Here is a 26187-nt window from a genome sequence, read left to right as displayed (position 1 = left end):
CGACTGCTCCAGAGGATCCGGACGGCAAGGACGGTGATCATCCTCGTCGTGCCGCGAGCCCCCGCGGATCCCCTGCGAGGAGGGCACCCGCCCCGAGTCCCGGATCGGGGAAGTCCCCTACAGCCGGCGGGACGTGTGCGGGACCGCCCTTACGGGCGGCGGGCGGAGCCGCCGTCGCGCAGCGCGCACAGCACGTCGACGCGGTTGGTGGTGATCGAGTCGACGCCCAGGGCGCGCAGGCGGCGCATGGTGCGGCGGGTGTCGGGGGTCCAGACGGACAGCAGGAGCCCGTCGGCGTGGACGCGGTCGGCCAGCGCCCGGTCCACCAGGCCGAAGCGGTAGTTGAGCCACCGCGGCCGCACCGCCGCCAGCAGCGCGGGCCGGGGCGGTGCCGCCGTGGTCCAGGTCATGGCGATCTCGGCGGCGGGGTCGGCTGCCCGCACGGCGAGCATCGCCGCGGCGCCCGCCGTGTAGTACACCCGGTCCCGCGCCCCGCACTCGCGGACCACGTCCACGATGCGCCGCACCGCCCGTTCGTCCGGCCCGCCCGGCAGGTCCAGCATCAGCCGGCTGCCGTCGGTCGCGGCCAGCGCCTCGGCGAGCGTCGGCACCCTGCCCGCCGTCAGCCCCCGCACCTCCTCGGCCGACAGGGAGCGCAGCGGCCTCTCGTGCTGCCACAGCCGCTTCAGCGTCTCGTCGTGCAGCAGCACCGGAACGCCGTCCCGGGTGAGGCGTACGTCGGTCTCGACCGCGTCCGCGCCGCGCTCCAGGGCGGAACGCAGCGAGGCGATCGTGTTCTCGCGGTACCGGTAGGGGTCGCCGCGGTGGGCGACGGCGGTCAGGGCGCGCGGGGTGTCCATGGCGGGGGCAACTCTCGGTGGGCGCGGTTCTCAGGAGGCGAGCCAGGCGGCGGTGTACGTGTCGATCTCGTCGGCGATCCTGGCCTTGCCCGGTGCGTCGAGGAAGGACGCCTCGACCCCGTTCTTCGCGAGGTCGGCGAGTCCGCGCTCGTCGAGGCCGAGGAGCCGGGCGGCGACCGCGTACTCGTTGTTGAGGTCGGTGCCGAACATCGGCGGGTCGTCGGAGTTGATCGTCACCAGGACGCCGGCGCGGGTGAACTCCTTGATCGGGTGCTCGTCCAGGGTGCGCACCGCGCGGGTGGCGATGTTCGAGGTCGGGCACACCTCCAGCGGGATGCGCCGCTCGGCGAGGTGGGCGAGGAGCTCGGGGTCCTGCGCCGAGCTGGTGCCGTGTCCGATGCGTTCGGCGCGCAGGTCGGTGAGGGCGTCCCACACGGTCTGCGGGCCGGTCGTCTCGCCCGCGTGCGGCACCGAGTGCAGGCCCGCGGCGATCGCCCGGTCGAAGTACGGCTTGAACTGCGGGCGGGCCACCCCGATCTCGGGTCCGCCGAGCCCGAAGGAGACCAGGCCCTCCGGGCGCAGCCGGTCGTCGGTGGCCAGCCGCGCCGTCTCCTCCGCGGACTCCAGACCGGCCTCGCCGGGAATGTCGAAGCACCAGCGCAGTACCGTCCCGAACTCGGCCTCCGCCGCCTTGCGGGCGTCCTCGATCGCGTCCATGAAGGCACCCTCGTCGATGCCGCGCCGGGTGGAGGAGAACGGTGTGACGGTCAGCTCGGCGTAGCGCACCTGCTGCCGGGCCATGTCCCGGGCCACCTCGTAGGTCAGCAGCCGGACGTCCTCCGGGGTGCGGACCAGGTCGACCACCGACAGGTACACGTCGATGAAGTGCGCGAAGTCCGTGAACGTGAAGAAGTCGGCCAGTGCCTCGGGGTCGGTGGGGACCTTGGAGTCGGGGTGGCGCGCGGCCAGTTCGGAGACGATCCGCGGGGAGGCGGAGCCGACGTGGTGGACGTGCAGTTCGGCCTTCGGCAGTCCGGCGATGAAGGCGTGCAGGTCACGCGGGACGTCGGGGTCGACGAGGTGCTCGGTCATGGGTTCCTCCCCGGGGCGGCGCCCCCACCCGGGCCGCGGGGCGGCCGTGGGGCGCGGGTGATCGGCTGATCGGTCGTTCGGGGATCATCGTAGGCCGGTCTCACGCCCGGCGGCCCGGGACCGTAGCATGGCGGGCACGAACGACCCGGGGGGACAGGACACGATGACGGACGCGACGAGACCGGACGGGGCATCCTCCGGCGATCACGATCCCTGGGCGCCCCCGGAGAGCGGGCCGTCCCTGAACAAGGGCGCCGGGCAGCCGCAGATGCCGCAGGAACCGCCCGGGCCGCCCGCCTCCGGCCCGCCGCCGGTCTGGCAGCCGCCGCCCGGCGTGCACGACCAGGCCACGGTCACCTCGATGCCCGGTGCCGGGTTCCCCGGCCCCGACCCCGCGGTGCCCGGCGCCGGGTTCCCCGGCCCCGACCCATCGGTGCCCCCGCCGCCGATCGCACCCGGCGGCGCCGGTGTCCCGGGCGGGTACGGCTACCCCGGATACGGCCAGGGCTACGGCTGGCCGGGCATGCAGATGCCCCCGCAGAACGGGCTCGGCACCGCGGCGATGGTGCTGGGCATCCTCGCCTGCGCGCTGTTCTGCCTGTACGGCGTGGTCTCCCTGGTGCTCGGCATCCTCGCCGTGATCTTCGGGATCAAGGGCCGCCGGAAGGCGGAGAGCGGCCTGGCCAACAACCACGGGCAGGCGCAGGCCGGGTTCATCATGGGCATCATCGGCATCGTCCTCGGAGTCGCCGTGATCGTGCTGATCGCCGTCGGGATCACCGCGGCGATCAACGAGGACTCGGACTACGACGACCCCTACTACGGCGCCTCGCACCCCGTGCCGGTCTCCGTGACGGCGGAACGCTGAGCCTCTCCCCGCAGGGTCGTCTCCACGACGCCACGCTCCGACGGGGGAGAGCGGTTCGTGTCGAACTCCGAGGCCACCGGCAAGGGCTCCGCGGCCGCTGGTCTCGTGCTCGGCGGCGTCGCCCCCGTGATGCTGCCGCCGATCGGCTTCCTCGCCTTCGCGAGCACGACGAGCGTCGCCTGATCCAGTCCGCGTACTGAGGGGCGAGCCCCCGGGCCGCCCCTCAGTCCCTCAGTCCCTCGGTCTCTCAGTCCCTCGGTCTCTCAGTCCCTCGGTCTTTCAGTGGTCCTGCGCGCGCAGTCGCTCCCGGGCCGCCATCAGCGCGAAGCCCAGCAGGTTCGGCCCCCGCCAGCGCTCCGGGTCCTGGGCCGCCTCGTCGTCCGCGGCCAGGCCGATGCCCCACACCCGGTCCACGGGGCTCGCCTCCACCAGCACTCTCCCGCCCGTGCCCAGCAGATACGCCCGCAGCGCGGGGTCCGAGGCGAACTTGTGGACGCTGCCCTCCACCACGATCCGGAACCGCTCCCGCTCCCACACCGCCTCGTCGAAGCCGCGCACGAGCCGGCCCGCCTTCTTCGCCTCGGCGGGGTGCGCGGCCGCCAGCACCCGCCGTTCGGCTTCCGCGTCCGCGAAGAGCCGGGCCTTGCCGGCCATCATCCAGTGCTCGGCCGTCGCGTACTCCACTCCGTCCACGGCGAACGGCGACGGCCACCACTGGCTCAGGCAGCTGGGACCCGGCCTGCCGTCCGGGAGCGGCCGGTGTCCCCAGAAGCACAGGTACTTGATCCGCGCGCCCGCCCGGACCCGTGCGACCAGCGCCTCCCGGCTGTCGATGCCCTCCACTGCCCGCTGCTCCGCCCCCGTGATCTTGTCCATGCACGCGAGTGTGGCACGCGCCACTGACACTCCGTCCGTCCTTTTCCGTGGCGACTCGACACCTGGTCGACAGATTCCGTCGCGTAACCAAATGGCAACAACGGAATCACTTGTTGGAGGCCTAGTGCTCTGTCAGGATCGGCACTCACATCGAGCCTGAGCCACGCCGGCCCCCGCCACGGGGAGACCGAGGAGAGCCGACATGCACAACCCGGGCAACGCCACCCAGGACCGATTCCCGGCCCAGGACCGCTTCGCGGACGGGGCCCAATTCATCGCGGGCCGTCTCACGAAGGGCACCTCCGGACGCACCCACACCGTCGTCGACCCGGCGACCGGCGCGGACGTCCTGACCTACGAACTGGCCGGACCCGACGACGTCGACGCGGCCGTCGGCGCCGCGCGGGAGGCGTTCCCCGGCTGGGCCGGTGCCACCCCGGGCGAGCGCTCCGACGCCCTGCACCGGTTCGCCGCCGTCCTCGCGGAGCGCGCCGAGGACTTCGCCCGCGCCGAGTCCCTTCAGTGCGGCAAGCCGCTGAAGCTGACCCGCGAGTTCGACGTGCCGGGCACGGTCGACAACGCGGCCTTCTTCGCCGGAGCCGCCCGGCACCTCCAGGGGCAGTCGGCGGGGGAGTACTTCGGCGACCACACCTCGTACGTCCGCCGCGAGCCCATCGGCGTCGTCGGCTCCATCGCGCCGTGGAACTACCCGCTCCAGATGGCCGCCTGGAAGATCCTCCCGGCGATCGCCGCGGGCAACACCATCGTGCTCAAGCCCGCCGAGATCACCCCGCTCACCTCCCTGATGTTCGCCCAGGCCGCGACCGAGGCCGGCATCCCGGACGGCGTGATCAACATCGTCAGCGGCACCGGACGGGAGGCCGGCGAGCACCTCGTCGCCCACCCCGACGTCGCCATGACCTCCTTCACCGGGTCCACCGCCGTCGGCAAGCGCGTCGCCGAGGTCGCCACCGCCACCGTCAAGCGCCTCCACCTGGAACTCGGCGGCAAGGCACCCTTCCTCGTCTTCGACGACGCCGACCTGGACGCCGCCGTCCACGGCGCGGTCGCGGGCGCGCTCATCAACACCGGCCAGGACTGCACGGCCGCCACGCGCGCGTACGTGCAGCGGCCCCTGTACGAGGCGTTCGTCGAGCGGACCGCCGCCCTCATGGACACCGTCCGCGTCGGCGACCCCTTCGCACCCGGCACCGACCTCGGCCCGCTGGTCAGCCACGTCCAGCGGGACCGCGTCGCCGCCTTCGTCGACCGGGCCCGCGGCTACGCGCGCGTGGTGTGCGGCGGCGAGGCACCCCAGGGCGACCTCGAGGACGGTGCCTACTACCGGCCCACCCTCGTCGCGGACGCCACCCAGGACAGCGAGGTCGTCCAGTCCGAGATCTTCGGGCCCGTCCTGGTCGTCCTGCCCTTCGACACCGACGACGAGGGCATCCGGCTGGCCAACGACACGCCGTACGGGCTCGCCGCCTCCGCCTGGAGCCGGGACGTGTACCGGGCCAACCGCGCCACCCGAGAGATCAAGGCGGGCTGCGTCTGGATCAACGACCACATCCCGATCATCAGCGAGATGCCGCACGGCGGATACAAGGCGTCCGGCTTCGGCAAGGACATGTCCGCCTACTCCTTCGAGGAGTACACGCAGGTCAAGCACGTCATGTTCGACAACACCGCGGTGGCGGCCAAGGACTGGCACCGCACCGTCTTCGGGGACCGATAGGACCGACAGCCATCACGCCAGGCCGCCGACCACGGCCGACCCACCCGAAAGGGCAACCACGCGCATGGAGCAGTACGAGCCAGACCGCCTGTCCCCGGCCCAAGTGGCCGCCATGCGGCGCTCACTCAGGAGCGGCCGGGCCGCCCTCACCCGCCGTTCGCTGCTGCGCGCCTCCACCGGCGGCGCGCTCGCGGCCGGCGGCCTCGGCCTGCTGAGCGGCTGCGGCATCCCGGCGGCCGGCAAGACCGAGGGCGGCGTCTCCGCCGAGGACCACTCGAAGGAGGAGAAGCAGGTCCGCTTCTCCAACTGGACCGAGTACATGGACGTCGACGAGAGCGGCCGTCGGCATCCCACGCTGGAGGCGTTCACCAAGCGCACCGGCGTCAAGGTCACGTACACCGAGGACATCAACGACAACAGCGAGTTCTTCGGCAAGATCCAGCCGCAGCTCGCCGCCGGCCAGGAGACCGGCCGCGACATCATCGTCCTCACCGACTGGCTGGCCGCCCGCCTGATCCGCCTCGGCTGGGTCCAGAAACTGGACCCGGCCAACCTGCCGCACGCCTTCACCAACCTGTCGCCCCAGTTCCGCAACCCCGACTGGGACCCGGGCCGCGCCTACTCCTACCCCTGGCAGGGCATCTCGACCGTCATCGCCTACAACAAGAAGGCACTGGACGGCATCGAGGTCGGCACGGTCTCCGACCTGCTCGACAACCCGAAGCTCAAGGGGCGGGTCGGCTTCCTCACCGAGATGCGCGACACCATGGGCATGACGCTCCTGGACATGGGCAAGGACCCGGCGCGTTTCACCGACGACGACTACGACGCGGGGATCGCCCGGCTCCAGAAGGGCGTCGACCGCGGCCAGATACGCCGCTTCACCGGCAACGACTACACGTCCGACCTCAGCAAGGGCGACTTCGCGGCCTGTCTGGCCTGGGCCGGTGACGTCGTCCAGCTCAAGGCCGACAACCCCGACATCGACTTCGTCATCCCGGACAGCGGCTACGTCACGTCCAGCGACAACATGCTGATCCCCAACAAGGCACGGCACAAGACCAACGCCGAACGGCTCATCGACTACTACTACGAGCCGGGCCCGGCAGCGGAACTCGCCGCCTACATCAACTTCGTCTGCCCCGTCGACGGTGTGAAGGACGACCTGGCGAAGATCGACGAGGACGCGGCGAACAACCCGCTGATCATTCCCGACAAGGCCATGCAGGCCAAGTCGCACTCCTTCCGCTCCCTGAGTTCGAAGGAAGAGACGGCATACGAAGAGAAGTTCGCGAAGCTCACCGGGGCGTGACGACGATGACGACCAACACGACGAAGAACCAGACCGACGGCGGCGGTGACGTCCGCCTCGCCGGCATCAGCAAGACCTACGGCTCCTTCACCGCCGTGCACCCGCTCGACCTGACCGTGCCGCAGGGCTCCTTCTTCGCCCTGCTCGGCGCCTCCGGCTGCGGCAAGACCACCACCCTGCGCATGATCGCCGGACTGGAGGAGCCGAGCGGCGGCACCGTCCACCTCGGCGACCAGGACGTGACCGCGCTGCCGCCCTACAAACGGCCGGTCAACACGGTCTTCCAGTCCTACGCCCTCTTCCCGCACCTCGACATCTACGAGAACGTCGCCTTCGGCCTGCGCCGGCGCGGCATCAAGAGCGTGAAGAAGCAGGTCGGGGAGATGCTCGACCTGGTGCAGCTCGGCGAACAGGCCCGCAAGAAGCCGCACCAGCTCTCCGGCGGCCAGCAGCAGCGCGTCGCGGTCGCCCGCGCCCTGATCAACCACCCCCGGGTGCTGCTCCTCGACGAGCCCCTCGGCGCCCTCGACCTCAAGCTGCGCCGCCAGATGCAGCTGGAGCTGAAGCGCATCCAGACCGAGGTCGGGATCACCTTCGTGCACGTCACCCACGACCAGGAGGAGGCCATGACCATGGCCGACCAGGTCGCCGTGATGAACGCGGGCCGCGTCGAGCAACTGGGCGCCCCCGCCGACCTGTACGAGAACCCGCGCACCACCTTCGTCGCCAACTTCCTGGGCACCTCCAACCTCATCGAGGCCGAGGTCGACACCCGCAGCGGCGACGACGTCGTCGTGAAGGCGGCCGGCGGCAAGCTGGTCCTGCCCGGCGCCCGGTGTGCCGCCCCGGCGACGACCGGCGGCAAGGTCCTGGTCGGGGTCCGCCCCGAGAAGATCAGCCTCACCCACGCGGACGACGCGGGCTCCATCCCCGAGGGCCGCAACCGCATCACCGGCAGGATCAGCAACACCAGTTTCATCGGCGTCTCCACCCAGTACGTCGTGGACTGCGCCGCCTGCCCCGAGTTCGAGGTCTACGCCCAGAACATCGACCGCGACGCCCGCCTCGCGCCCGGCGCCGAGGTCGTCCTGCACTGGAACCCGGCGCACACCTTCGGTCTGGACGCCGCCCAGGACATCGACGCCGGTGTGGCCGAGGGCGAGGCCGCCTGATGTCCACCCTCACCGAGGCGCCACCGCCGCTCACCCCGGCCGCGCCCGAGCCGAAGCCCCCGCGCAAACGCGGCCGCTGGACGCCGTACTGGCTGCTGCTGCCCGGCATCCTCTGGCTGGTCGTCTTCTTCGCGGCGCCGATGGTCTACCAGGCCTCCACCTCCGTGCAGACGGGCTCGCTGGAGGAGGGCTACAAGGTCACCTGGCACTTCGCGACCTACTGGGACGCGGTGTCCGAGTACTGGCCGCAGTTCCTGCGCTCGGTCGCCTACGCCGCCTCCGCGACCGTGCTGTGCCTGCTGCTCGGCTACCCGCTCGCGTACCTCATCGCCTTCCGCGCGGGCCGCTGGCGGAACCTGATCATGATCCTGGTGATCGCGCCGTTCTTCACCAGCTTCCTGATCCGCACCCTGGCCTGGAAGACGATCCTCGCCGACGGCGGCCCGGTGGTCGGCGCCCTGAACACGCTGCACGTCCTGGACGTGACCAGCTGGCTCGGCTGGACCTCCGGCGACCGGGTGCTGGCCACCCCGCTCGCGGTGGTCTGCGGCCTGACGTACAACTTCCTGCCCTTCATGATCCTGCCGCTCTACACCTCCCTGGAGCGCATCGACGGCCGGCTGCACGAGGCGGCGGGGGACCTGTACGCGAAGCCGTCCACGGTCTTCCGCAAGGTCACCTTCCCGCTGTCGATGCCGGGGGTCGTCTCCGGCACGCTGCTGACCTTCATCCCGGCCACCGGCGACTACGTCAACGCCTCCCTGCTGGGCTCGGCGGACACCGGAATGATCGGAAACGTGATCCAGTCCCAGTTCCTCAGGGTGCTGGACTATCCGACGGCGGCGGCGCTCTCGTTCGTCCTCATGGCCGCGATTCTGGCCATGGTCACCTTCTACATCCGCAAGTCGGGGACGGAGGATCTCGTTTAAATGGCCTTCGTCAACTGGTTCAAGCGTCGTCTGGTTGTGATCGCCGGACTGCTGACCCTCGCGTATCTGCTGCTGCCCAACGTCGTCGTCACCGTGTTCTCGTTCAACAAACCGAACGGGCGCTTCAACTACGAATGGCAGCAGTTCTCCACGGACGCCTGGAAGGACCCGTGCGGGGTCGCCGGGCTGTGCGGTTCCCTCTCGCTCAGCCTCCAGATCGCCCTCTGGGCGACGCTCGGCGCCACCGCCCTCGGCACCGCGATCGCCTTCGCGCTGGTCCGCTACCGCTTCCGCGCGCGCGGCGCGATCAACTCGCTGATCTTCCTGCCGATGGCGATGCCCGAGGTCGTGATGGCCGCCTCGCTGCTCACCCTCTTCCTCAACATGGGTGCTCAGCTGGGCTTCTGGACGATCCTGATCGCCCACATCATGTTCTGCCTCAGCTTCGTCGTGACGGCCGTCAAGGCGCGCGTGCTGTCGATGGACCCGCGCCTGGAGCAGGCCGCGCAGGACCTGTACGCCGGCCCTTTCCAGACCTTCGTCCGGGTCACGCTGCCGATCGCCGCGCCCGGTATCGCGGCCGGCGCGCTGCTCGCCTTCGCGCTGTCCTTCGACGATTTCATCATCACCAATTTCAACGCGGGCTCCACCGTCACCTTCCCCATGTTCGTCTGGGGATCGGCCCAGCGCGGAACGCCCGTTCAGATCAATGTCGTCGGTACGGCCATGTTCGTGATCGCCGTACTGTTCGTCCTGGTCTCCATGGTCATCGGCAACCGCCGAAACCGCCGCACGGCATGAAGCACGTCTGCGCCCTCGCAGCAGTGTCATTCGTAGGGAGTTGAAATCATGGCCCCTGGCGCCATGAGCCGCAGCAACGACTGGACGAAATCCCTCTCCGACGCCCAGCCGGTCCCGTACTGGCTGGACGACCCCGGCCGCCCCCGTCCCGAGGCCGCCCTCACCGGCGCCGAGACCTGCGACCTGCTGGTCGTCGGCGGCGGATACAGCGGACTGTGGACCGCGCTGATCGCCAAGGAGCGCGACCCGGGGCGCGACGTGGTGCTGGTCGAGGGCCGCGAGGTGGGCTGGGCCGCCTCCGGCCGCAACGGCGGCTTCTGCGCCGCCTCCCTCACCCACGGACTGTCCAACGGCCTCACCCGCTGGCCGGACGAGATCCACACGCTGGAGGAACTGGGCGCCCGCAACCTCGACGCCATCGAGGAGGCGGTCGCCCGCCACGGCCTCGACTGCGACTTCGAGCGCACCGGCGAGATCGACGTCGCCACCGAGCCCTACCAGGCCCGCGAACTGAAGGACTGGCACGAGGAGATCCGCGCCAAGGGCCTCGCCGAGGGCATCGAGTACCTGGACGCCGAGGCCGTACGGGAACAGGTCGACTCACCGACCTTCCGGGCCGGCCTGTGGGACCGGCGGGGCGTGGCGCTGGTCCACCCCGCCAAGCTGGCCTGGGGCCTCAAGCGCGCCTGCCTCGCCCTCGGGGTGCGGGTCTACGAGCACACCCCGGCGCTCACCCTCAAGCCGTACGGCGCCGGCATGGCCGTACGCACCCCGTACGGCGGGGTCCGGGCCCGCACGGTCGCGCTCGGCACCAACATCTTCCCGAACCTCGTCCGCAGGGTGCGCTCGTACACCGTCCCGGTCTACGACTACGCCCTGATGACCGAGCCGCTCAGCGCGGAGCAGCTGGCCTCGATCGGCTGGAAGAACCGGCAGGGGCTCGGGGACAGCGCCAACCAGTTCCACTACTTCCGGCTCTCCGCCGACCACCGCATCCTGTGGGGCGGCTACGACGCGGTCTACCCGTACGGCGGCCGGGTGCGCGCCGAGTACGACGACCGGCCCGAGACCTACGCCAAGCTCGCCGGGCACTTCTTCACCTGCTTCCCGCAGCTGGAGGGCGTCCGCTTCACCCACGCCTGGGGCGGCGCCATCGACACCTGCTCGCGCTTCTCGGCGTTCTTCGGCACCGCGCACCGGGGCAGGGTGGCGTACGCGGCCGGGTACACCGGCCTCGGTGTGGGCGCCACCCGGTTCGGCGCCGAGGTGATGCTGGACCTGCTGGCGGGGGAGCGCACCGAGCGGACCGAGCTGGAGATGGTGCGCAGTAAGCCGCTGCCGTTCCCGCCCGAGCCCTTCGCCTGGACCGGCATCGCACTCACCAAGTGGTCGCTGGCCCGCGCCGACCGGCACGACGGCCGGCGCAACCTGTGGCTGCGGACGATGGACCGCCTGGGGCTCGGGTTCGACAGCTGAACCGGCTCCGGTACGCCGTGTGACCCGGTTCACCCCAACGAGGTACCGCAACCCGCGTAATGCCGCCGGGAGACCTCCCTCTCCCTCGTGACGCACCCCGCGTCGACGAGTGAAAGGGAGGTTTCACATGCCTGGTGCGAAGACGGCGGTCGCGTGGCTGGCATCCGTCGCACCGGATCCCGAGTCCTGCCGCCGGGACTGGGAGCGCGACCCCTCGGGCATCGCGCTGCTGCCGGCCGGCAAGGCCTGGGACGTGCTCATCCTGCCGAGCAGGCTCGGCTATCCGACCCTGGACGTGCTCTCTCGCGTCCTGGACCAGCCAGGCCCGGTGCTCGCCGACTTCGGCGACGCGCGCACGGGCTTCTTCGTGCCGGCCGGCACGGCGGCCCGCTGGGTCGGCACCGGCATCAGGACCGCCGGGCTCGGCACCTGGATCGTGGTGCCGTACCCCGGCGGACTGTCGTCCGGAGGAACCCGCTGGCTGATCCCGCCGGACGGGACCGGCACCCTCACCGACCCCTCGCTCCTCGAGCTGGCGATGCACGAGGCGGCGGCGGCCCTCGCGGTGGAGGAGGACGGGGGGTAACGGGCGGTGAGGTGCGCAAGGGGTTGACAACCGAATTGGTCTGGACCAAATTGGGCGCGCTCCACCCTCCCCATCTCCCCCATGTCCGGAGGCACTTGTGGAACGCGCACGTGCGGAACGCGCCAGACCTCTCGCCCGCCGCCCCCTCGTCACCCTGCTCACGGCCGCGGCCCTCGCCGCGTCCGGCCTGACCGCGCTCACGTCGGCCGCCCGTGCGGCCGACGCGGACCTCGCCCGCAACGGCGGCTTCGAGTCCGCGCTCGACGGCTGGACCTGTACCGCGGGCACCACCGTGACCTCACCCGTCCACAGCGGCACGACGGCCCTGAAGGCCACCCCGGCGGGCGCCGACAACGCCCGCTGCGCCCAGACGGTGTCCGTGAAGCCGGACTCGCAGTACACGCTCTCCGGCTACGTCCAGGGCACCTACGTCTACCTCGGCGCGAGCGGCACCGGCACCACCGACGTCTCCACCTGGGCCCAGTCCGCCCCCGCCTGGCAGCAGCTGACCACCACGTTCCGTACCGGCCCGTCGACCACCAAGGTCACCATCTACACCCACGGCTGGTACGGCACCGGCGCCTACCACGCCGACGACATCTCCCTCACCGGCCCGGGCGGCGAGACGGGCCAGCCCCCGGCGGCACCCGGCGGCCTGAAGACCGGCTCGGTGACCTCCTCCAGCGTCGCCCTGTCCTGGTCACCGGTGCCGGGCGCGACCGGATACGCCGTCTACCGCGACGGCGCCAAGGTCAGCACGGTCACCGGCACCTCCACCACCGTGTCCGGCCTGACCCCCTCGACCGCGTACTCCTTCCAGGTCGCCGCGGTCAACGACGCGGGCGAGTCGGCGCGTTCGGCCACGGTCACGGCGACCACCGCCCAGCGCCCGGACGACGGCGGCGGCTCCTCCGACCTCCCGCCCCACGCCCTGGTCGGCTACCTCCACGCCAGCTTCGCCAACGGCTCCGGCTACACCCGCATGGCCGACGTGCCCGACAGCTGGGACGTCATCGACCTGGCCTTCGGCGAACCCACCTCGGTCACCTCCGGGGACATCCGCTTCGAGCGCTGCCCGGTCGCCGAGTGCCCGAACGTGGAGAGCGACGCCGAGTTCAAGGCCGCGATCAAGGCCAAGCAGGCGGCCGGCAAGAAGGTGCTGATCTCCATCGGCGGCCAGAACGGCCAGGTGCAGCTCACCACCGCCGCCGCCCGCGACAAGTTCGTCTCCTCCGTCTCCGCGATCATCGACGAGTACGGCCTGGACGGCCTCGACATCGACTTCGAGGGCCACTCGCTCTCCCTGAACTCCGACGACACGGACTTCAAGAACCCGAAGACCCCGGTCATCGTCAACCTCGTCTCGGCCGTGAAGACCCTCAAGGCCAAGTACGGCGCCGACTTCGTGCTGACCATGGCGCCCGAGACCTTCTTCGTCCAGCTCGGCTACCAGTACTACGGCACCGGCAAGTGGGGCGGCCAGGACCCGCGGGCCGGGGCCTACCTCCCGGTGATCCACGCCCTGCGCGACGACCTGACCCTGCTGCACGTCCAGGACTACAACTCCGGCTCGATCATGGGCCTCGACAACCAGTACCACTCCATGGGCGGCGCCGACTTCCATATCGCCATGACCGACATGCTGCTCACCGGCTTCCCGGTCGCGGGCGACGCGAACAACGTCTTCCCGCCGCTGCGCCCGGACCAGGTCGCCATCGGCATGCCCGCCTCCACCCAGGCCGGCAACGGCCACGTCTCGTCGGCCGAGGTCAACAAGGCGCTCAACTGCCTGACCAAGAAGACCGACTGCGGCTCGTACGCCACCCACGGCACCTGGCCCGGCCTGCGCGGCCTGATGACGTGGTCGATCAACTGGGACCGTTACGCGAACTGGGAGTTCCAGAAGAACTTCGACGCGTACTTCGGCTGACGTCCCGCGGGGTCCGGCCGGGCGGGGTCCGGCGGTCCACCAGCCGGACCCCGGCCAGCAGCACCACCCCGAGGCACCAGCTCGCCACCACGTCCAGCGGCCAGTGGTAGCCCCGCCGCACCAGCCCGTAGGAGGTGCCGAGGACCAGTACGGCGCACAGCACCACCAGCACCCGGCGTACGGCCGGTGAGCGCAGCCGCCCGAGCAGCAGCAGCGTCGCCGCGCCGTACGCCACGACCGCCGTCGCGGTGTGACCCGAGGGGTAGTAGCCGGTGGCGGGCGGCACCGCCGGAGTGCCGGGGCGGTCGGTCCACTCCTTCAGCGGCGCGACCAGCGCCGGCACCAGCACCATCGCCAGCGCCCCGGCCAGGGGCGGCAGCCACCACAGGGCCACACCCGAGGTGCGCCCGTGCCACGCCACGTACACCAGTGCCACGACCAGCACGGGCACGGCCACCTGCACGTTGCCGAGGTCGGACAGCAGCTCGGCGAGCCGGTCCGGGTGGACGAGTGCCCCGCTCAGCCGTTCGTCCGCCCCGACCAGCGGGCCGTCGGCGAAGACCTGCCAGGTGATCAGCGCGAAGAGGAGCAGGGGCAGCCCGACGAGGGCGGACGGTGCGCGAAGCGGGGCGGAGACCGGCATGACGCACAGCTTCGCAGGCCCGCCGTCCCGTAGTCTCACTGCCCGTGACCACCATACGAACGGCACGGGACAGCCAGTGGGGAGAGACCTTCGCACGGCTGAAGGCGATGACCGGTGAGGGCAGGTACGAGGAGGTCGAGGCCGAGGCCCGGGCGCTGGCCGCGCTCCCGCGGCGTCCCTGGCGCAGGCGTCCGCCGCACTGGGAGGCGAGGGTGCTGGCCACGGGAGCGGCCGTCCTGCACGGCCGGATGGCCGAGGCGCTGGACGAACTGGACACGCTGATCGCGGAACTGGAGCCGGTCGGCCTCAACGCGCGGATGCTGCGACTGATCGCCCGCAGCAACCGCGTGGTGGCCCTGTCCGGCCTGCGGCGGTACGCGGAGGCGGAGACCGAGGCGAACGGCGTCCTGCGGGAGCTGAACCAGATCGCCCACCGCGCCCCGGTGGCGAAACTGGAGGTCAACACCCTCGGGCACCTGGCCGTCGTGCTGTGCGGGCTGGCCCGGCACGAGGAGGCGGAAGCCGTGGCCCGCGGCAACCTGCCGCGCGCGAACGGACCCGCCGCCGGTGTCCTGAACACCACGCTGGCGCGCAGCCTGAACGGACAGGGCCGCTACGAGGAGGCGCTGGCGGAGGTCCGCCGGAGCCCGCCCCGGCCGCCCCGCTACGCCGGCGGCTACCCGGACCTGGTCACCGCCGAGGCGCTGCACGGCCTGGGCCGCCGCGCCGAGGCGGAGGACGCCGTACGGCGTGCGCTGGCCGACTGCGAACGGCGGCTGCACCCGGCCCATCCGCGCACCGCCGAGGCCCGAGCCCTGCTCGCCCGCATCACCGGGGAGGAGCCGGGCGAGGAAGCCCGAGAGGAACCGGGCGAGTGACACACCGAAGGGCCGGCACAAGGGGGGGAGTGTGCCGGCCCTTCGGTGAACCACCGTCCCGAGTGCCGAGGCGGCCGTCCTGACCGGAACGCCGCGCGCCCCGGGGGGTTTGGGGCGAGCGACCGTCCGATCGGTGAGGAAGCCGGAACCCGTGGGCTCCGGTTGTGTGCGCGAGGCACGACCAGGTCGAAGCCGGGGAAGCCTCGTCCTGATGATCCGCCCACAGTCCCCTGTGGGCGGGTGTATCTCTCATCTGCGTAGAACCTACGGCAGGGGGTGCGCTCAGGACAGGGCCATCGGCGTCCTGACATCCACCTCGCACACGTTCTTCACACGCTCTGCCGGTGGCCCCGCCAGACGTGCGAAACACGGCTCGGACGCGTGTTCCGCACTCGTACTCGGGCGCGAACGAAGGGCCGCCTCAGACGCGGGCGAAGGCCTGCTCGATGATGTCGAGCCCCTCGTTCAGCAGGTCCTCGCCGATGACCAGCGGGGGCAGGAAGCGCAGCACGTTGCCGTAGGTGCCGCAGGTCAGGACCAGCAGGCCCTCCTGGTGGCAGGCCTTGGCGAGCGCGGCGGTCGCCGCCGGGTCCGGCTCCTTGGTGTCGCGGTCCTTGACCAGCTCGATCGCGATCATCGCGCCGCGGCCCCGGACGTCGCCGATGACGTCGAACTTCTCGGCCATGGTGGACAGGCGGGACTTCATGACCGCCTCGATGTGCTTCGCCCGGGCGTTGAGGTCCAGCTCCTTCATCGTCTCGATGGCCCCGAGCGCGCCCGCGCAGGCCACCGGGTTGCCGCCGTAGGTGCCCCCCAGACCGCCGGAGTGCGCGGCGTCCATGATCTCGGCGCGGCCGGTGACGGCGGACAGCGGCAGACCGCCCGCGATGCCCTTCGCCGTCGTGATCAGGTCCGGGACGATGCCCTCGTCCTCGCAGGCGAACCACTGGCCGGTGCGGCAGAAGCCGGACTGGATCTCGTCCGCGACGAAGACGATGCCGTTGTCCTTCGCGAACCGGCTGATCGCCGGCAGGAAGCCCTTGGCCGGCTCGATGAACCCGCCCTCGCCGAGCACCGGCTCGATGACGATCGCGGCCACGTTCTCGGCACCGACCTGCTTGCTGATCTGGTCGATCGCCTGCGCGGCGGCCTCAGGACCGGCGTTCTCGGCACCGGTCGGCCAGCGGTAGCCGTAGGCGACCGGCACCCGGTACACCTCGGGCGCGAACGGGCCGAAGCCGTGCTTGTACGGCATGTTCTTCGCCGTCAGCGCCATCGTCAGGTTCGTCCGGCCGTGGTACCCGTGGTCGAAGACCACCACGGCCTGCCGCTTGGTGTACGCACGCGCGATCTTGACCGCGTTCTCCACGGCCTCGGCGCCGCTGTTGAACAGCGCGGACTTCTTCGCGTGGTCGCCCGGCGTCAGCTCGGCCAGCGCCTCGGCGACGGCGACGTAGCCCTCGTACGGCGTGACCATGAAACAGGTGTGGGTGAAGTCGGCGAGCTGCGCGGACGCCTTGCGTACGACGGCCTCGGCGGAGGCGCCGACGGAGGTCACCGCGATGCCGGAACCGAAGTCGATCAGCCGGTTGCCGTCGACGTCCTCGATGACACCGCCGCCGGCCCGCGCCACGAAGACCGGCAGCGTGGAGCCCACACCCTGCGCGACCACGGCCGTACGGCGGGCCTGCAACTCCTGCGACTTCGGGCCGGGAATGGCGGTGACGACACGGCGCTCCTGCGGAAGTGCGGTCATGGGGGGCTCCTGGGGTCGTGCCGGATCCGCGGGGCCTGGGGTGCCTGCGGGATCCGCGGGATCTTACGGACGCTTGCCTTCTTTTCTCGCAGGCTAGGACCGGCGGTGCGGGGTGGGCATGCTCCATGTGGGCGTTGTCCGAACGGCCGCTTGTCCGACATGGACAGGTGCCGGGAACGGCGACATATGGACACGTCGACGCGGGCCCGGCCGTGTAAGCGGTGAACTCCCCCTGGGAGGGCGTTAGATTGGCTCGCTGATGGTGGACGGAGCGGCTGGTCAGGGGGCAAGGGCGATGGACGGCGACGGGACCCGGGACGCGCGGGGCACGCATGCGAATCCGGTGCCGCGCCCGGCGGGGCCCCCGGAGGTGCCCGCGAAGCCCCCCGAGGCACCCGCGGTGCCGCCCCGGCCGGCGCGGGCACCGGGGGCCTCGGACGGTTCGGCCTTCCTGACCTGGCTGCGCACCCCGCGCCCCCAGGCCCTGCCCGGGGTGTGGCGGTTCGGACACCGGCCGCGGCCCGAGGAGGAGCCCGAGCGGGTACCGGCCCGGCAGCTGCTGAGCGGCGCGGTGATCGCCTTCCTGGTCGGCTGGCTGATCTGGTCGCTGCTGTGGAACGGCTACCTGGGCGGCTGGTGGCTGCTGCCCCTCTATGCGATGATCCCGGACTCCTGGGCCGAGCCCCACAGCTTCGCCGCGGTCGTGGCCGTCTACGCCTACTACGTCCTGATCGCCGGCATCATCATGGTCGGCGTCGGGCGGCTCGGCCGCTGGGGCGAGATCTGGCGGCGCTACGGACCGTCCGCCTGGCGCCGTGCCGTCCCGGGCGCGGTGCCCCCGCCCGCCCCCGAGGAGGACCCCGCCGCCTGGCCCGCGCTCCGCGCCGCCGGAGCCCACGACGCCGCCGAGCGGCTCGCCGCCGACGCCCGCGCCGGGCTCATGCGGGACGTGGACCACGCCCGCATCACCCGCGCCTGGCAGGGCGTGCAACGCGGACGGCACAGCCTCGCCACCTTCACCGGCGCGGTGCTCAGCCAGGGCGCGGGCGCCTGCCCGCACCCCTCCGGCGCCCGCGACCTGCCCGTCCGGCAGGCCCGGCACGACCTGGTCACCGGCCAGGTGCGCATCGGCACGGCCGCCGACGACGCCCGCAACCCCTACGCCTACCGCGGCGCCGGGCTCGCCCTCGGACCCGACCTGCTCGGCACCTCCCTGCTGGCCGTCGGACCCGCGGGCTCCGGCAAGACCGGCAGCCTGGTGCGCCCGCTCACCGAGTCGCTCTGCCTGCACGCGCTGGCCGGCCGCGCCGCGGTCGTCGTGGTCGGCGCGGCGGGCGCGGACCACGGCCCGGCCGACGCGTACGACGTCGTCGTGCGGATCGGCCACCCGGACTCCGTGTACGACCTGGACCTGTACGGCGGCACCACCGACCCCGACGAGGCCGCCGTCGTGCTCGCCGAGGCCCTGGCCGGCGACCTCACCGAGCAGCACCAGGGCGGCGACACCCGGCGCTCCACCACCGTCCTCGCCCAGCTCCTCGGCCCCTTCCGCGCGGTCCACGGCCGCTTCCCCGGCGTGCCGGAGCTGCGGCAGCTGCTGGAGGGCGCCCCCGGACCGCTGGCCGAACTGCGCGAGGGGCTGCGGACGGCCGGTCAGGACTCCCTGCTGCGCGAACTGGACGCGCGCGAGCGGCAGCTGGACCGGCCCGGGGACCTGGGCGGCGTCCTGGCCGACCGGGTGGCGCTCCTGGACCGTCCCGCCTTCGCCCCCTTCTTCGACACGTCCGGGCAGACGCGCCCCTTCTCCCTCAAGGCCCTCGACCACCCGGTGCGGGTCCGCATCGACCTGCCCCAGCGCGGTCACGCCGACGCCTCCCGGATGCTGGCGCGGCTGGTGCTCGCCCAGTTCACGGCGAGCGTCTCGGTACGGGAGGACCGGTCGCTGTTCGCCTGCCTGGTACTGGACGACGCGAGCGGCGTGGTGACACCGGAGGCGGTACGGGGCGTGCAGCGGCTGCGCTCGGCCGGGGCCGGCGTGGTCCTGACCCTGCGCACCCTGGACGACGTACCGCGCCCGTTGCGCGGGCCGCTGCTCGGGGCCATCGGATGCCGGATGGCGCTGTCCGGACTCACCCCCTGGGACGGGCAGGACTTCGCCGAGGTGTGGGGCAAGGAGTGGACCGAGGCCCGCGACGTCACCGACCGGCAGATCATCGCCGAGACCCCGGCGGGCAAGGCCGTGCACATGCTCCGCCGGGTGATCACCGGGAAGGCGCCCACCGCGCGCGCGGTGACCGTGCGGCAGGTCGAGCGGGAACGCTGGTCGGCCTCCGAGCTGGCGCACGCCGTGCCGGCCGGGCACGCGGTGCTGTCGCTGACCAGCGTCAAGGGGGAACACGCGCCGCCACTGCTGGTGGATCTGCGCGGGTGAGCCGTGCGGGGCCCGGGTGAACCGCGCGGGGCCCGGGTGAACCGCGCGGGACCCGGGTGAGCCGTGCGGGACCCGGGCGGGCCGTGCGGGACCCGGGCGGGCCGTGCGGGACCCGGGCGGGCCGTGCGGGACCCGGGCGGGCACCCGGGACCGTACAGTGAGGCAGAATCGACACAGGTCGTTCATACGCGGCGGCCAAAAGATCACAGGTACTCCACGCGGACCCCGCAGCCAGCCTCACCCCCGACGCAGACCCGAAGGCCCAGGCCCCATGCCACCCACGCTCGCCTCGCTCGTCCACCACTCGGCGCTCAAGCTGACCGTGCGCGCCGGCGAGGACCGCCTCGACGTGCCGGTGCGCTGGGCCCACGTCAGCGAACTCGCCGACCCGGTGCCCTACATGGAGGGCGGGGAGCTGCTGCTGATCACCGCCCTCAAGCTGGACGCCGAGGACCCCGAGGTGATGCACCGGTACGTGAAACGGCTCGCGGGCGCCGGAGTGGTGGGCCTCGGATTCGCCGTCGGGGTCAACTACGACGACATCCCCGAGGCACTGGTCGCGGCGGCCCGGAAGGAGGGCCTGCCCCTGCTGGAGGTGCCGCGCCGCACCCCCTTCCTCGCCATCAGCAAGGCCGTCTCCGCCGCCATCGCCGCCGACCAGTACCGCGCGGTCACCGCGGGCTTCGCCGCCCAGCGCGAGCTGACCCGGCGGACCCTGGCCGACGGCCCCGAGGGACTGCTGGCCGCGCTCGCCGCCCAGGTCGACGGCTGGGCGGCGCTGTACGACGCCTCGGGCGCCGTCGTCGCCACCGCGCCGGAGTGGGCGGGCCGCAGGGCGGCGCGGCTCACCGCGGACGTGCAGCGACTGCGCGAGCGCCCCGCGCCGGCCTCGTCGGTGGTCGGCGGTGCGGGGAACACCGAGCACCCCGAGAACGCCGACCGGGTCGAGCTGCACTCCCTGGGCACCTCCCGCAGGCCCCGCTCCGCGCTCGCCGTCGGCACGGCCGCCGCCCTCGGCACCGCCGAGCGCTACGCCGTCCACTCCGCCATCGCCCTGCTGACCCTCACCACGGAACGCTCCCGCTCCCTGCACGAGGCCGGGCTGCGCATCGACGCGGCCGTGCTGCGCATGCTGCTGGCCGGCGAACCCGACCACGCCCGCACGGTCGCCGGGGACCTGTACGGCGGCCTGCTGGACGCGCCGTTCCGAATGATCGTCGCCGAGTCGCCCGCGGCCAGGAACAGGGCCGCCGCGGCCGCGCAGACCGCCGGTGACACCGCCCCGGAGACGGGCGGCGACCCCCTCGGCACCCTCGGCGCGCTCGTCGAAGTGGTGGAGTCCGCGGCGGCCCGCGCCGGCGAGGCGGTGCTGGTCGTCCCGGAGGGCGAACGCCTGGTCGTGCTGGCCACCGACGGGGGCGCGGCTGTCGCCGCCTGCGTCGAGCACGCCTCCGCGCTGGAGGCCGCCCGCCCGGCGTCCGAGTCCCTCGCGGGCGGTGACGAGGAGAGCCTGTTCGTCGGTCTGTCGGCACCGTCCGGGCCCATCGCCGCGTCCGCCGCCTACAAGCAGGCCCAGCAGGCCCTGTCGGTGGCCCGCCGGCGCGGCCGCGTCTGCGTGGAGCACGAGCACGTGGCGGCCGGCTCGGTGCTGCCGCTCCTCGCCGACGACGCGGTGCGCGCCTTCGCCGACGGCCTCCTGCGGGCGCTGCGCGACCACGATGCCACCGGCCGGGGCGACCTGGTCGCCTCCGTGCGCGCCTGGCTCTCCCGGCACGGCCAGTGGGACGCGGCCGCCGCCGACCTCGGCGTCCACCGCCACACCCTGCGCTACCGGATGCGCCGGGTGGAGGAGATCCTCGGCCGCTCCCTGGACGACCCGGACGTCCGCATGGAGCTGTGGCTGGCCCTGAAGGCGACGGCCTCCGAATAGCCCCGTGCGGCCGAACAGCCCGTCCGGGGCGGTCCCTCAGCCCGTCCGGCGATTGAGGACGAGGCCCGTCCAGGGCCGAAGCGGGGGTCCGGGGACGGCAGCCCCTAGGGGCAGGGACGGGAAGGGGCGGCGGGGGCGAAACCGGAACGCCGCACCCCCACCTGGCCACACCGTCGAAGAACCCACCACCACCACGACACCCCGGACAAACGCGCGCCACCCGACCCCGCCCTACCGTGGACCCCGCACGCACCCGTACACACCACCACCCCCAACGCGGAAGGGCCGGGACTCGACATGACTTCCACCCACGCCTTCTGGCTCGCCGGCCGCCAGGCCACCGGCGAGTCCGACTTCGACGTCACGTCCCCCTGGGACGGCACCACCGTCGGCACGGTGAGCCTCCCCACCGACGCCCAGGTCGAAGAGGCCGTGGCCGCCGCGTACGCCGTACGGGACGAGTTCGCCGCGACCCCCGCCCACGTCCGCGCCGCCGCCCTCGACCACGTCAGCCGCCGCCTGACCGAACGCACCGAGGAGATCGCCCGCCTGATCTCCGCCGAGAACGGCAAGCCGGTCAAGTGGGCCCGCGGCGAGGTCGGCCGCGCGGTCTCCGTCTTCCGCTTCGCCGCCGAGGAGGCCCGCCGCTTCAACGGCGGCGAGGCCCAGCGCCTGGACACCGACGCGGGCGGCCAGGGCAGGCTGGCCCTCACCCGGCGCTTCCCCAAGGGCGTCGTCCTCGGCATCGCGCCCTTCAACTTCCCGCTCAACCTGTGCGCCCACAAGATCGCCCCCGCGATCGCCGCCGGCGCGCCCATCATCCTCAAGCCGGCCCCGGCGACGCCCCTCTCCGGCCTGATCATCGGCGAGCTGCTCGCCGAGACCGAGCTGCCCGCCGGCTCCTGGAGCATCCTCCCGGTCCCGAACGACCGCATGCCCGCCCTGGTCCAGGACGAGCGCCTGCCGGTCATCTCCTTCACCGGCTCCGAGACCGTCGGCTACGCGATCATGGACTCGGTGCCCCGCAAGCACTGCACGCTGGAGCTGGGCGGCAACGGCGCGGCCGTCGTCCTCGCCGACTGGGCGAGCGACGACGACCTGGACCGGGCCGCGGCGCGCATCGCGACCTTCTCCAACTACCAGGGCGGCCAGTCCTGCATCTCCGTGCAGCGCGTGATCGCCGACGCCGCCGTCTACGACCGGCTGCTGCCCCGCATCGTCGCCGCCGTCGAGGCACAGGTCACCGGCGACCCGAACGACGACGCGACGGACGTCGGCCCGCTGGTCAGCGAGGCCGCCGCCGAGCGCGTGGAGGCATGGGTGCGGGAGGCCGTCGACGCGGGCGCGCAGCTCCTCACCGGCGGCAAGCGCGACGGCGCCTCCTATGCCCCGACCGTCCTCACCGACCTCCCCGCCGACACCACCCTCGCCCACGAGGAGGTCTTCGGCCCGGTCCTCAGCGTGCAGAAGGTGACCGGCGAGGCCGAGGCGTTCGCCGCCGTCAACGACTCCAAGTACGGCCTCCAGGCGGGCGTGTTCACCCACGACCTCCAGGCCGCCTTCCGCGCCCACCGCGCCCTGGAGGTCGGCGGCGTGGTCATCGGCGACGTCCCCTCCTACCGCGCCGACCAGATGCCGTACGGCGGTGCCAAGCAGTCCGGCGTCGGCCGCGAGGGCGTGAAGTTCGCGATGGACGACTACACCTACGAGCGGGTGCTGGTCCTCACCGGACTCGCCCTCTGACGTTCCGGTCCCACCCGGCGCCGAGCCGGTGGTCCGCCCAGAGGTACGTCTCGGGCGGCAGATCGGGAACGGGGACCTCGCGCACGCGGTCCCCGTTCATCAACCGGGGCGGGCAGGCCCGCCGGCCGTCCGCCGACTCGTACGTTTCGCTGCCGACCGTGTGGTGGTGCTGCCGAGACCTCGACGACAGCCCCGGGGGTGCCGTCGTGGCAGTACGCCGTGACGGAGGACGGGGAGAGGGGGCCCGGTACCGGTAGCCGCCGGTGCCGGGCCCCCTCCCCGTGCCGGACTCCTCCGGACCCTCAACCGGAGAAGCCGACGTGCGCGAGCCGCAGAGAGCCGCGCAGCCTGATGCGGAGATCGTGGACGCCGGCGGCCGTGAGGGCGCCGTCCAGGTCCACGTAGTCGTACGGTCCCGCGGTCGGCGTGCCGGGTGACAGCGCCGCCGTCCACGGGCCCCCGTCCAGCGCGACCTCGACCGAGCCCGCCCCCGCGACCGACACGGTCACCCCGGTCACCCCGGTGCCGAAGTCGCAGTCGCGGTAGAGCAGTTCGCCCGTCCGTCCGGCGACCGTCGTGACCGCGTCGCCCACGACCGTCGTCCGGTCGACGATCTCCGTGCCGCTCTGCTCGTCGAAGTCGACCGCCTCCACGCCGCGTGTGCCGACCGGGCGCGGGACGGCGGGCTCGCCGTCGAGCGTGACGGTCGTCGACAGGCGCACGTCCGCGCTGGAGGCACCCACCAGCAGCGCGTACGGGCCCGGCTCCAGCCGCCACCGGCCGTGCGCGACGTCCCAGAACGCGAGGGCGGAGAGCGGAACTTCGAAGGAGACCCGGTCCGAGGCCCCGGGGGCGAGGGTGAGCCGGCGGTGGGCCAGAAGCTCGCGGCGCGGACGCGGCACCGAGGGGGCCTCGGCGCGGACGTAGAGCTGGGCCACCTCGTCGGCGGTCACCTCCCCGGTGTTGGCGACGGTGAAGGAGACGGTCACCGACCCGTCCCGCACCTGGGCCGTGAGGTTCCCATACCCGAAGGACGCGTAGGACAGGCCGTGCCCGAAGGGGAACAGCGGGGTCCCCTCGAAGTACAGGTAGGTCTGGCGGCCGCCGATCACGTCGTAGTCGAGCAGGCCGGGCAGGTCGGCGTCGTCGGCGTACCAGGTCTGCGGGAGCCGGCCCGCCGGGGAGACGTCGCCCGCGAGGACCCGGGCCAGCGCGGTGCCGGCCGCCTGGCCGCCGTGCGCGGTCCACAGCACCGCCGGGAGCGTCTCGACGTCGACCGCGTACGGGTAGGCGGAGACCAGCGCCAGCACGGTCGCCGGGTTGGCGGCGCGGGCCGCGCGCAGCAGCCGTTCCTGGTGGGCGGGCAGCCGCAGTGTCGTACGGTCCTCGGTCTCGCGGCCGTTGATGTGCGGGTCGTTGCCCGCGACCACGACGACCACGTCCGCGTCCGCCGCCGCCCGCGCCACCGCCTCCTCGCCGCGCTCGGCGACGACCAGCTCGAAGACCTCGGCCTCCGTGTCCCCGGCGTCCGGAGCGGCAACCTTCACGCCGTCGGCGGCGACCTGGACGAGGCGACCCGTTCCCGTGTGCCTCAGGAGGTGACCGTCGTCATGGGGCTCCAGCCGGAAGGTCTCCTGCACGATCCAGCCCCCGGGCTGGTCGGCGGAGGCGCGCACGAAGCCGTCCCCGGCGACGGACAGGTACCGGCCGTCGGGCGCGCGCAGGGTGAGCACGCCCTCGCCCCAGTCGACGAGCGCCAGTTCGGTGCCGACGGCGTCGGTGGTCAGGGGCGGCAGGTCGGTGCGGCCGGCGAGCAGGGCCGGGTCGAGGGCACCCTCCGTGCCGAGTGCCTCGGCGGGGGAGCCGTCCGACGGGAGGACGTGCAGGTAGGCGCCGTCGGACGTGCGCAGCCGGACGCGGTCCACGCCCTCCGCGAAGCTCACGCGCGCGGCGCCGAACCGCTCGTACAGCCCCTCCAGCGGAGTGGAGCGGTGGATGAGCGTGCCGCTGTACCAGTCGAGCTTGCACTCGTCGGCGAGCAGTCCGACGACGGCGACGCGGGTGTCGGGGGCCAGCGGCAGGACACCGTCGTTCTTGAGCAGGACCACCGCCTGCTCGGCCGCCTCCCGCGCCAGCGCCCGGTGTTCCGGCGTGTCGAAGTCACCGGCACCCGCGTACGGGTCGTGCTCCGGGTCGAACTCGCCGAGCCGGAAGCGGACCGACAGCTGACGGCGCACCGCCGTGTCCACGTCCGCCTCCGTCAACAGGCCCTGCTCCAAGGCACCCTTCAGGCGCGCGAGGATCCGCGAGGAGTCGGTGCCGTGGTCGGTGAAGCTGTCCACCCCGGCCCGCAGCGCGGCGGCGGTGGCCTCCTCGTGGCTGTCGAAGTAGTGCTCCGAGTCGACCAGGTTGGAGGGCGCGCCCGCGTCCGAGCAGACCAGGAGTTCGTCCTCCGTCCAGGCGCGCAGGTGCCGCCCGAGGTACGGGGAGAGGTGGTTGGGGCGGCCGTTGACCAGGTTGTAGGCCGGCATCACCCCGGCCACCGCGCCCGCCTCGACCGTCTCCCGGAAGGCCCGCAGGTCGTACTCGTTGAGGACGCGCGGGCGGACGGAGGACGAGGAGGTGTCCCGGTCGGTCTCGTTGTTGTGGGCGAGCCAGTGCTTGAGGACGGGCGCGGTGCGCCAGTACGTCGGGTGGTCGCCGCGCAGGCCCCGGGTGTAGGCGGTGGCGACGGCCGAAGTGAGCCTCGGGTCCTCGGAGTAGCCCTCCTCGTTGCGGCCCCACAGCGGGTGGCGCAGCAGGTTCACGGTCGGCGACCAGACGTTGAGGCCGACGCGCTCGTCGCGGGCGCGCATCGCCCGGGCCTCCTTGGACACCGCCTCGCCGACCCGCCGCACCAGCTCCTCGTTCCAGGTGGCGCCGAGCCCCACGGCCTGCGGGAACACGGTCGCCGGGCCCATCCAGGCCACGCCGTGCAGGGCCTCCTGGCCGGTGCGGAAGGCGGCGATGCCGAGCCGCTCGACCGCGGGCGCGAACTGGTGCAGGAAGGCGGTCTTCTCGTCGAGGGTGAGCCGCGACAGCAGGTCGTCGACGCGCTTCGCGAACGGCAGCCGCGGATCACGGAACGGCGGCGTGGGTGCGGTCACGTGGGGGTCCCCTTGCAATG

At 72.7% G+C, this 26187-nt stretch carries 20 protein-coding genes; 14 read left to right on the top strand and 6 right to left on the bottom strand.

Features of this window, described 5'->3' with window-relative positions:
- Window positions 1-149: 149 nt before the first annotated feature.
- Together B9W62_RS10855 and B9W62_RS10850 are read right to left on the bottom strand one after the other, a co-directional pair.
- Window positions 150-860, bottom strand: coding sequence for a glycerophosphodiester phosphodiesterase (locus B9W62_RS10855; protein ID WP_087806992.1), 711 nt, complete (start codon window positions 858-860; stop codon window positions 150-152).
- A gap of 30 nt (window positions 861-890) precedes the next feature.
- Window positions 891-1952 (bottom strand): adenosine deaminase, encoded by a 1062-nt coding sequence (locus tag B9W62_RS10850; RefSeq protein WP_087806991.1) that lies wholly within the window; start codon window positions 1950-1952, stop codon window positions 891-893.
- Between the two features lie 163 nt (window positions 1953-2115).
- Here B9W62_RS10850 and B9W62_RS10845 point away from each other — a divergent pair, with 163 nt between their 5' ends.
- Together B9W62_RS10845 and B9W62_RS10840 are read left to right on the top strand one after the other, a co-directional pair.
- On the top strand, window positions 2116-2820 hold the full coding sequence (locus B9W62_RS10845) for a DUF4190 domain-containing protein (protein ID WP_087811851.1): 705 nt from the start codon (window positions 2116-2118) through the stop codon (window positions 2818-2820).
- A 57-nt stretch (window positions 2821-2877) separates the two neighbouring features.
- On the top strand, window positions 2878-3003 hold the full coding sequence (locus B9W62_RS10840; RefSeq protein WP_256976276.1) for a hypothetical protein: 126 nt from the start codon (window positions 2878-2880) through the stop codon (window positions 3001-3003).
- Window positions 3004-3099: 96 nt separating this feature from the next.
- On the opposite strand, the gene B9W62_RS10835 is transcribed toward B9W62_RS10840, so the two are convergent.
- Window positions 3100-3696, bottom strand: a complete 597-nt coding sequence (locus B9W62_RS10835) for an NADAR family protein (protein WP_179235424.1) — start codon at window positions 3694-3696, stop codon at window positions 3100-3102.
- 202 nt (window positions 3697-3898) lie between these two features.
- Between B9W62_RS10835 and B9W62_RS10830 the strand changes: the two genes are divergently transcribed.
- The 8 genes from B9W62_RS10830 to B9W62_RS10795 all read left to right on the top strand — a co-directional run bounded on the left by B9W62_RS10830 (window position 3899) and on the right by B9W62_RS10795 (window position 13640).
- Complete coding sequence (locus B9W62_RS10830; RefSeq protein ID WP_087806989.1) at window positions 3899-5434, top strand: gamma-aminobutyraldehyde dehydrogenase; 1536 nt, start codon at window positions 3899-3901, stop codon at window positions 5432-5434.
- Between the two features lie 64 nt (window positions 5435-5498).
- Window positions 5499-6746: a polyamine ABC transporter substrate-binding protein gene (locus tag B9W62_RS10825; protein WP_087806988.1), complete on the top strand. Its 1248-nt coding sequence runs from the start codon at window positions 5499-5501 to the stop codon at window positions 6744-6746.
- A 5-nt stretch (window positions 6747-6751) separates the two neighbouring features.
- A complete protein-coding gene (locus B9W62_RS10820; protein ID WP_087811850.1) occupies window positions 6752-7918 on the top strand; it encodes an ABC transporter ATP-binding protein in 1167 nt (388 codons plus the stop codon).
- Window positions 7918-8847 (top strand): ABC transporter permease, encoded by a 930-nt coding sequence (locus tag B9W62_RS10815; RefSeq protein ID WP_087806987.1) that lies wholly within the window; start codon window positions 7918-7920, stop codon window positions 8845-8847. The genes B9W62_RS10820 and B9W62_RS10815 overlap by 1 nt, the downstream gene beginning before the upstream one ends.
- Complete coding sequence (locus B9W62_RS10810) at window positions 8848-9648, top strand: ABC transporter permease (RefSeq protein WP_087806986.1); 801 nt, start codon at window positions 8848-8850, stop codon at window positions 9646-9648.
- 48 nt (window positions 9649-9696) lie between these two features.
- Entirely contained in the window at window positions 9697-11124 is a 1428-nt protein-coding gene (locus tag B9W62_RS10805; RefSeq protein WP_087806985.1) for an NAD(P)/FAD-dependent oxidoreductase, read from the top strand.
- A 127-nt stretch (window positions 11125-11251) separates the two neighbouring features.
- Window positions 11252-11710: a hypothetical protein gene (locus B9W62_RS10800; protein ID WP_087806984.1), complete on the top strand. Its 459-nt coding sequence runs from the start codon at window positions 11252-11254 to the stop codon at window positions 11708-11710.
- 97 nt (window positions 11711-11807) lie between these two features.
- Window positions 11808-13640, top strand: a complete 1833-nt coding sequence (locus B9W62_RS10795; protein WP_087806983.1) for a chitinase — start codon at window positions 11808-11810, stop codon at window positions 13638-13640.
- Here the strand turns inward: B9W62_RS10795 and B9W62_RS10790 are convergent.
- Window positions 13579-14283, bottom strand: a complete 705-nt coding sequence (locus B9W62_RS10790; protein ID WP_179235423.1) for a phosphatase PAP2 family protein — start codon at window positions 14281-14283, stop codon at window positions 13579-13581. The genes B9W62_RS10795 and B9W62_RS10790 overlap by 62 nt on opposite strands.
- Before the next feature lie 44 nt (window positions 14284-14327).
- Between B9W62_RS10790 and B9W62_RS10785 the strand changes: the two genes are divergently transcribed.
- Window positions 14328-15161, top strand: coding sequence for a tetratricopeptide repeat protein (locus B9W62_RS10785; RefSeq protein ID WP_256976273.1), 834 nt, complete (start codon window positions 14328-14330; stop codon window positions 15159-15161).
- 421 nt (window positions 15162-15582) lie between these two features.
- On the opposite strand, the gene gabT is transcribed toward B9W62_RS10785, so the two are convergent.
- Window positions 15583-16917, bottom strand: coding sequence for a 4-aminobutyrate--2-oxoglutarate transaminase (gene gabT / locus B9W62_RS10775; protein WP_087806979.1), 1335 nt, complete (start codon window positions 16915-16917; stop codon window positions 15583-15585).
- A gap of 295 nt (window positions 16918-17212) precedes the next feature.
- Between gabT and B9W62_RS10770 the strand changes: the two genes are divergently transcribed.
- The 3 genes from B9W62_RS10770 (at window position 17213) to B9W62_RS10760 (ending at window position 23021) form a co-directional block, all read left to right on the top strand.
- Window positions 17213-19348: an ATP-binding protein gene (locus B9W62_RS10770; protein ID WP_087806978.1), complete on the top strand. Its 2136-nt coding sequence runs from the start codon at window positions 17213-17215 to the stop codon at window positions 19346-19348.
- 271 nt (window positions 19349-19619) lie between these two features.
- The gene (locus B9W62_RS10765) at window positions 19620-21278 is read left to right on the top strand and encodes a PucR family transcriptional regulator (protein WP_087806977.1); all 1659 of its coding nucleotides are present in this window, start codon (window positions 19620-19622) and stop codon (window positions 21276-21278) included.
- A 297-nt stretch (window positions 21279-21575) separates the two neighbouring features.
- The gene (locus B9W62_RS10760; RefSeq protein ID WP_087806976.1) at window positions 21576-23021 is read left to right on the top strand and encodes an aldehyde dehydrogenase family protein; all 1446 of its coding nucleotides are present in this window, start codon (window positions 21576-21578) and stop codon (window positions 23019-23021) included.
- A 302-nt stretch (window positions 23022-23323) separates the two neighbouring features.
- Here the strand turns inward: B9W62_RS10760 and B9W62_RS10755 are convergent, their stop codons facing one another.
- Entirely contained in the window at window positions 23324-26167 is a 2844-nt protein-coding gene (locus B9W62_RS10755) for a glycoside hydrolase family 3 C-terminal domain-containing protein (protein ID WP_087806975.1), read from the bottom strand.
- Window positions 26168-26187: the final 20 nt, after the last annotated feature.

This window comes from Streptomyces sp. CS113, from assembly GCF_002188365.1.
GTDB lineage: Bacteria > Actinomycetota > Actinomycetes > Streptomycetales > Streptomycetaceae > Streptomyces > Streptomyces tendae.
Note: the sequence above shows the minus strand (reverse complement) of the source record. Positions and strands in the feature narration are given on the sequence as shown.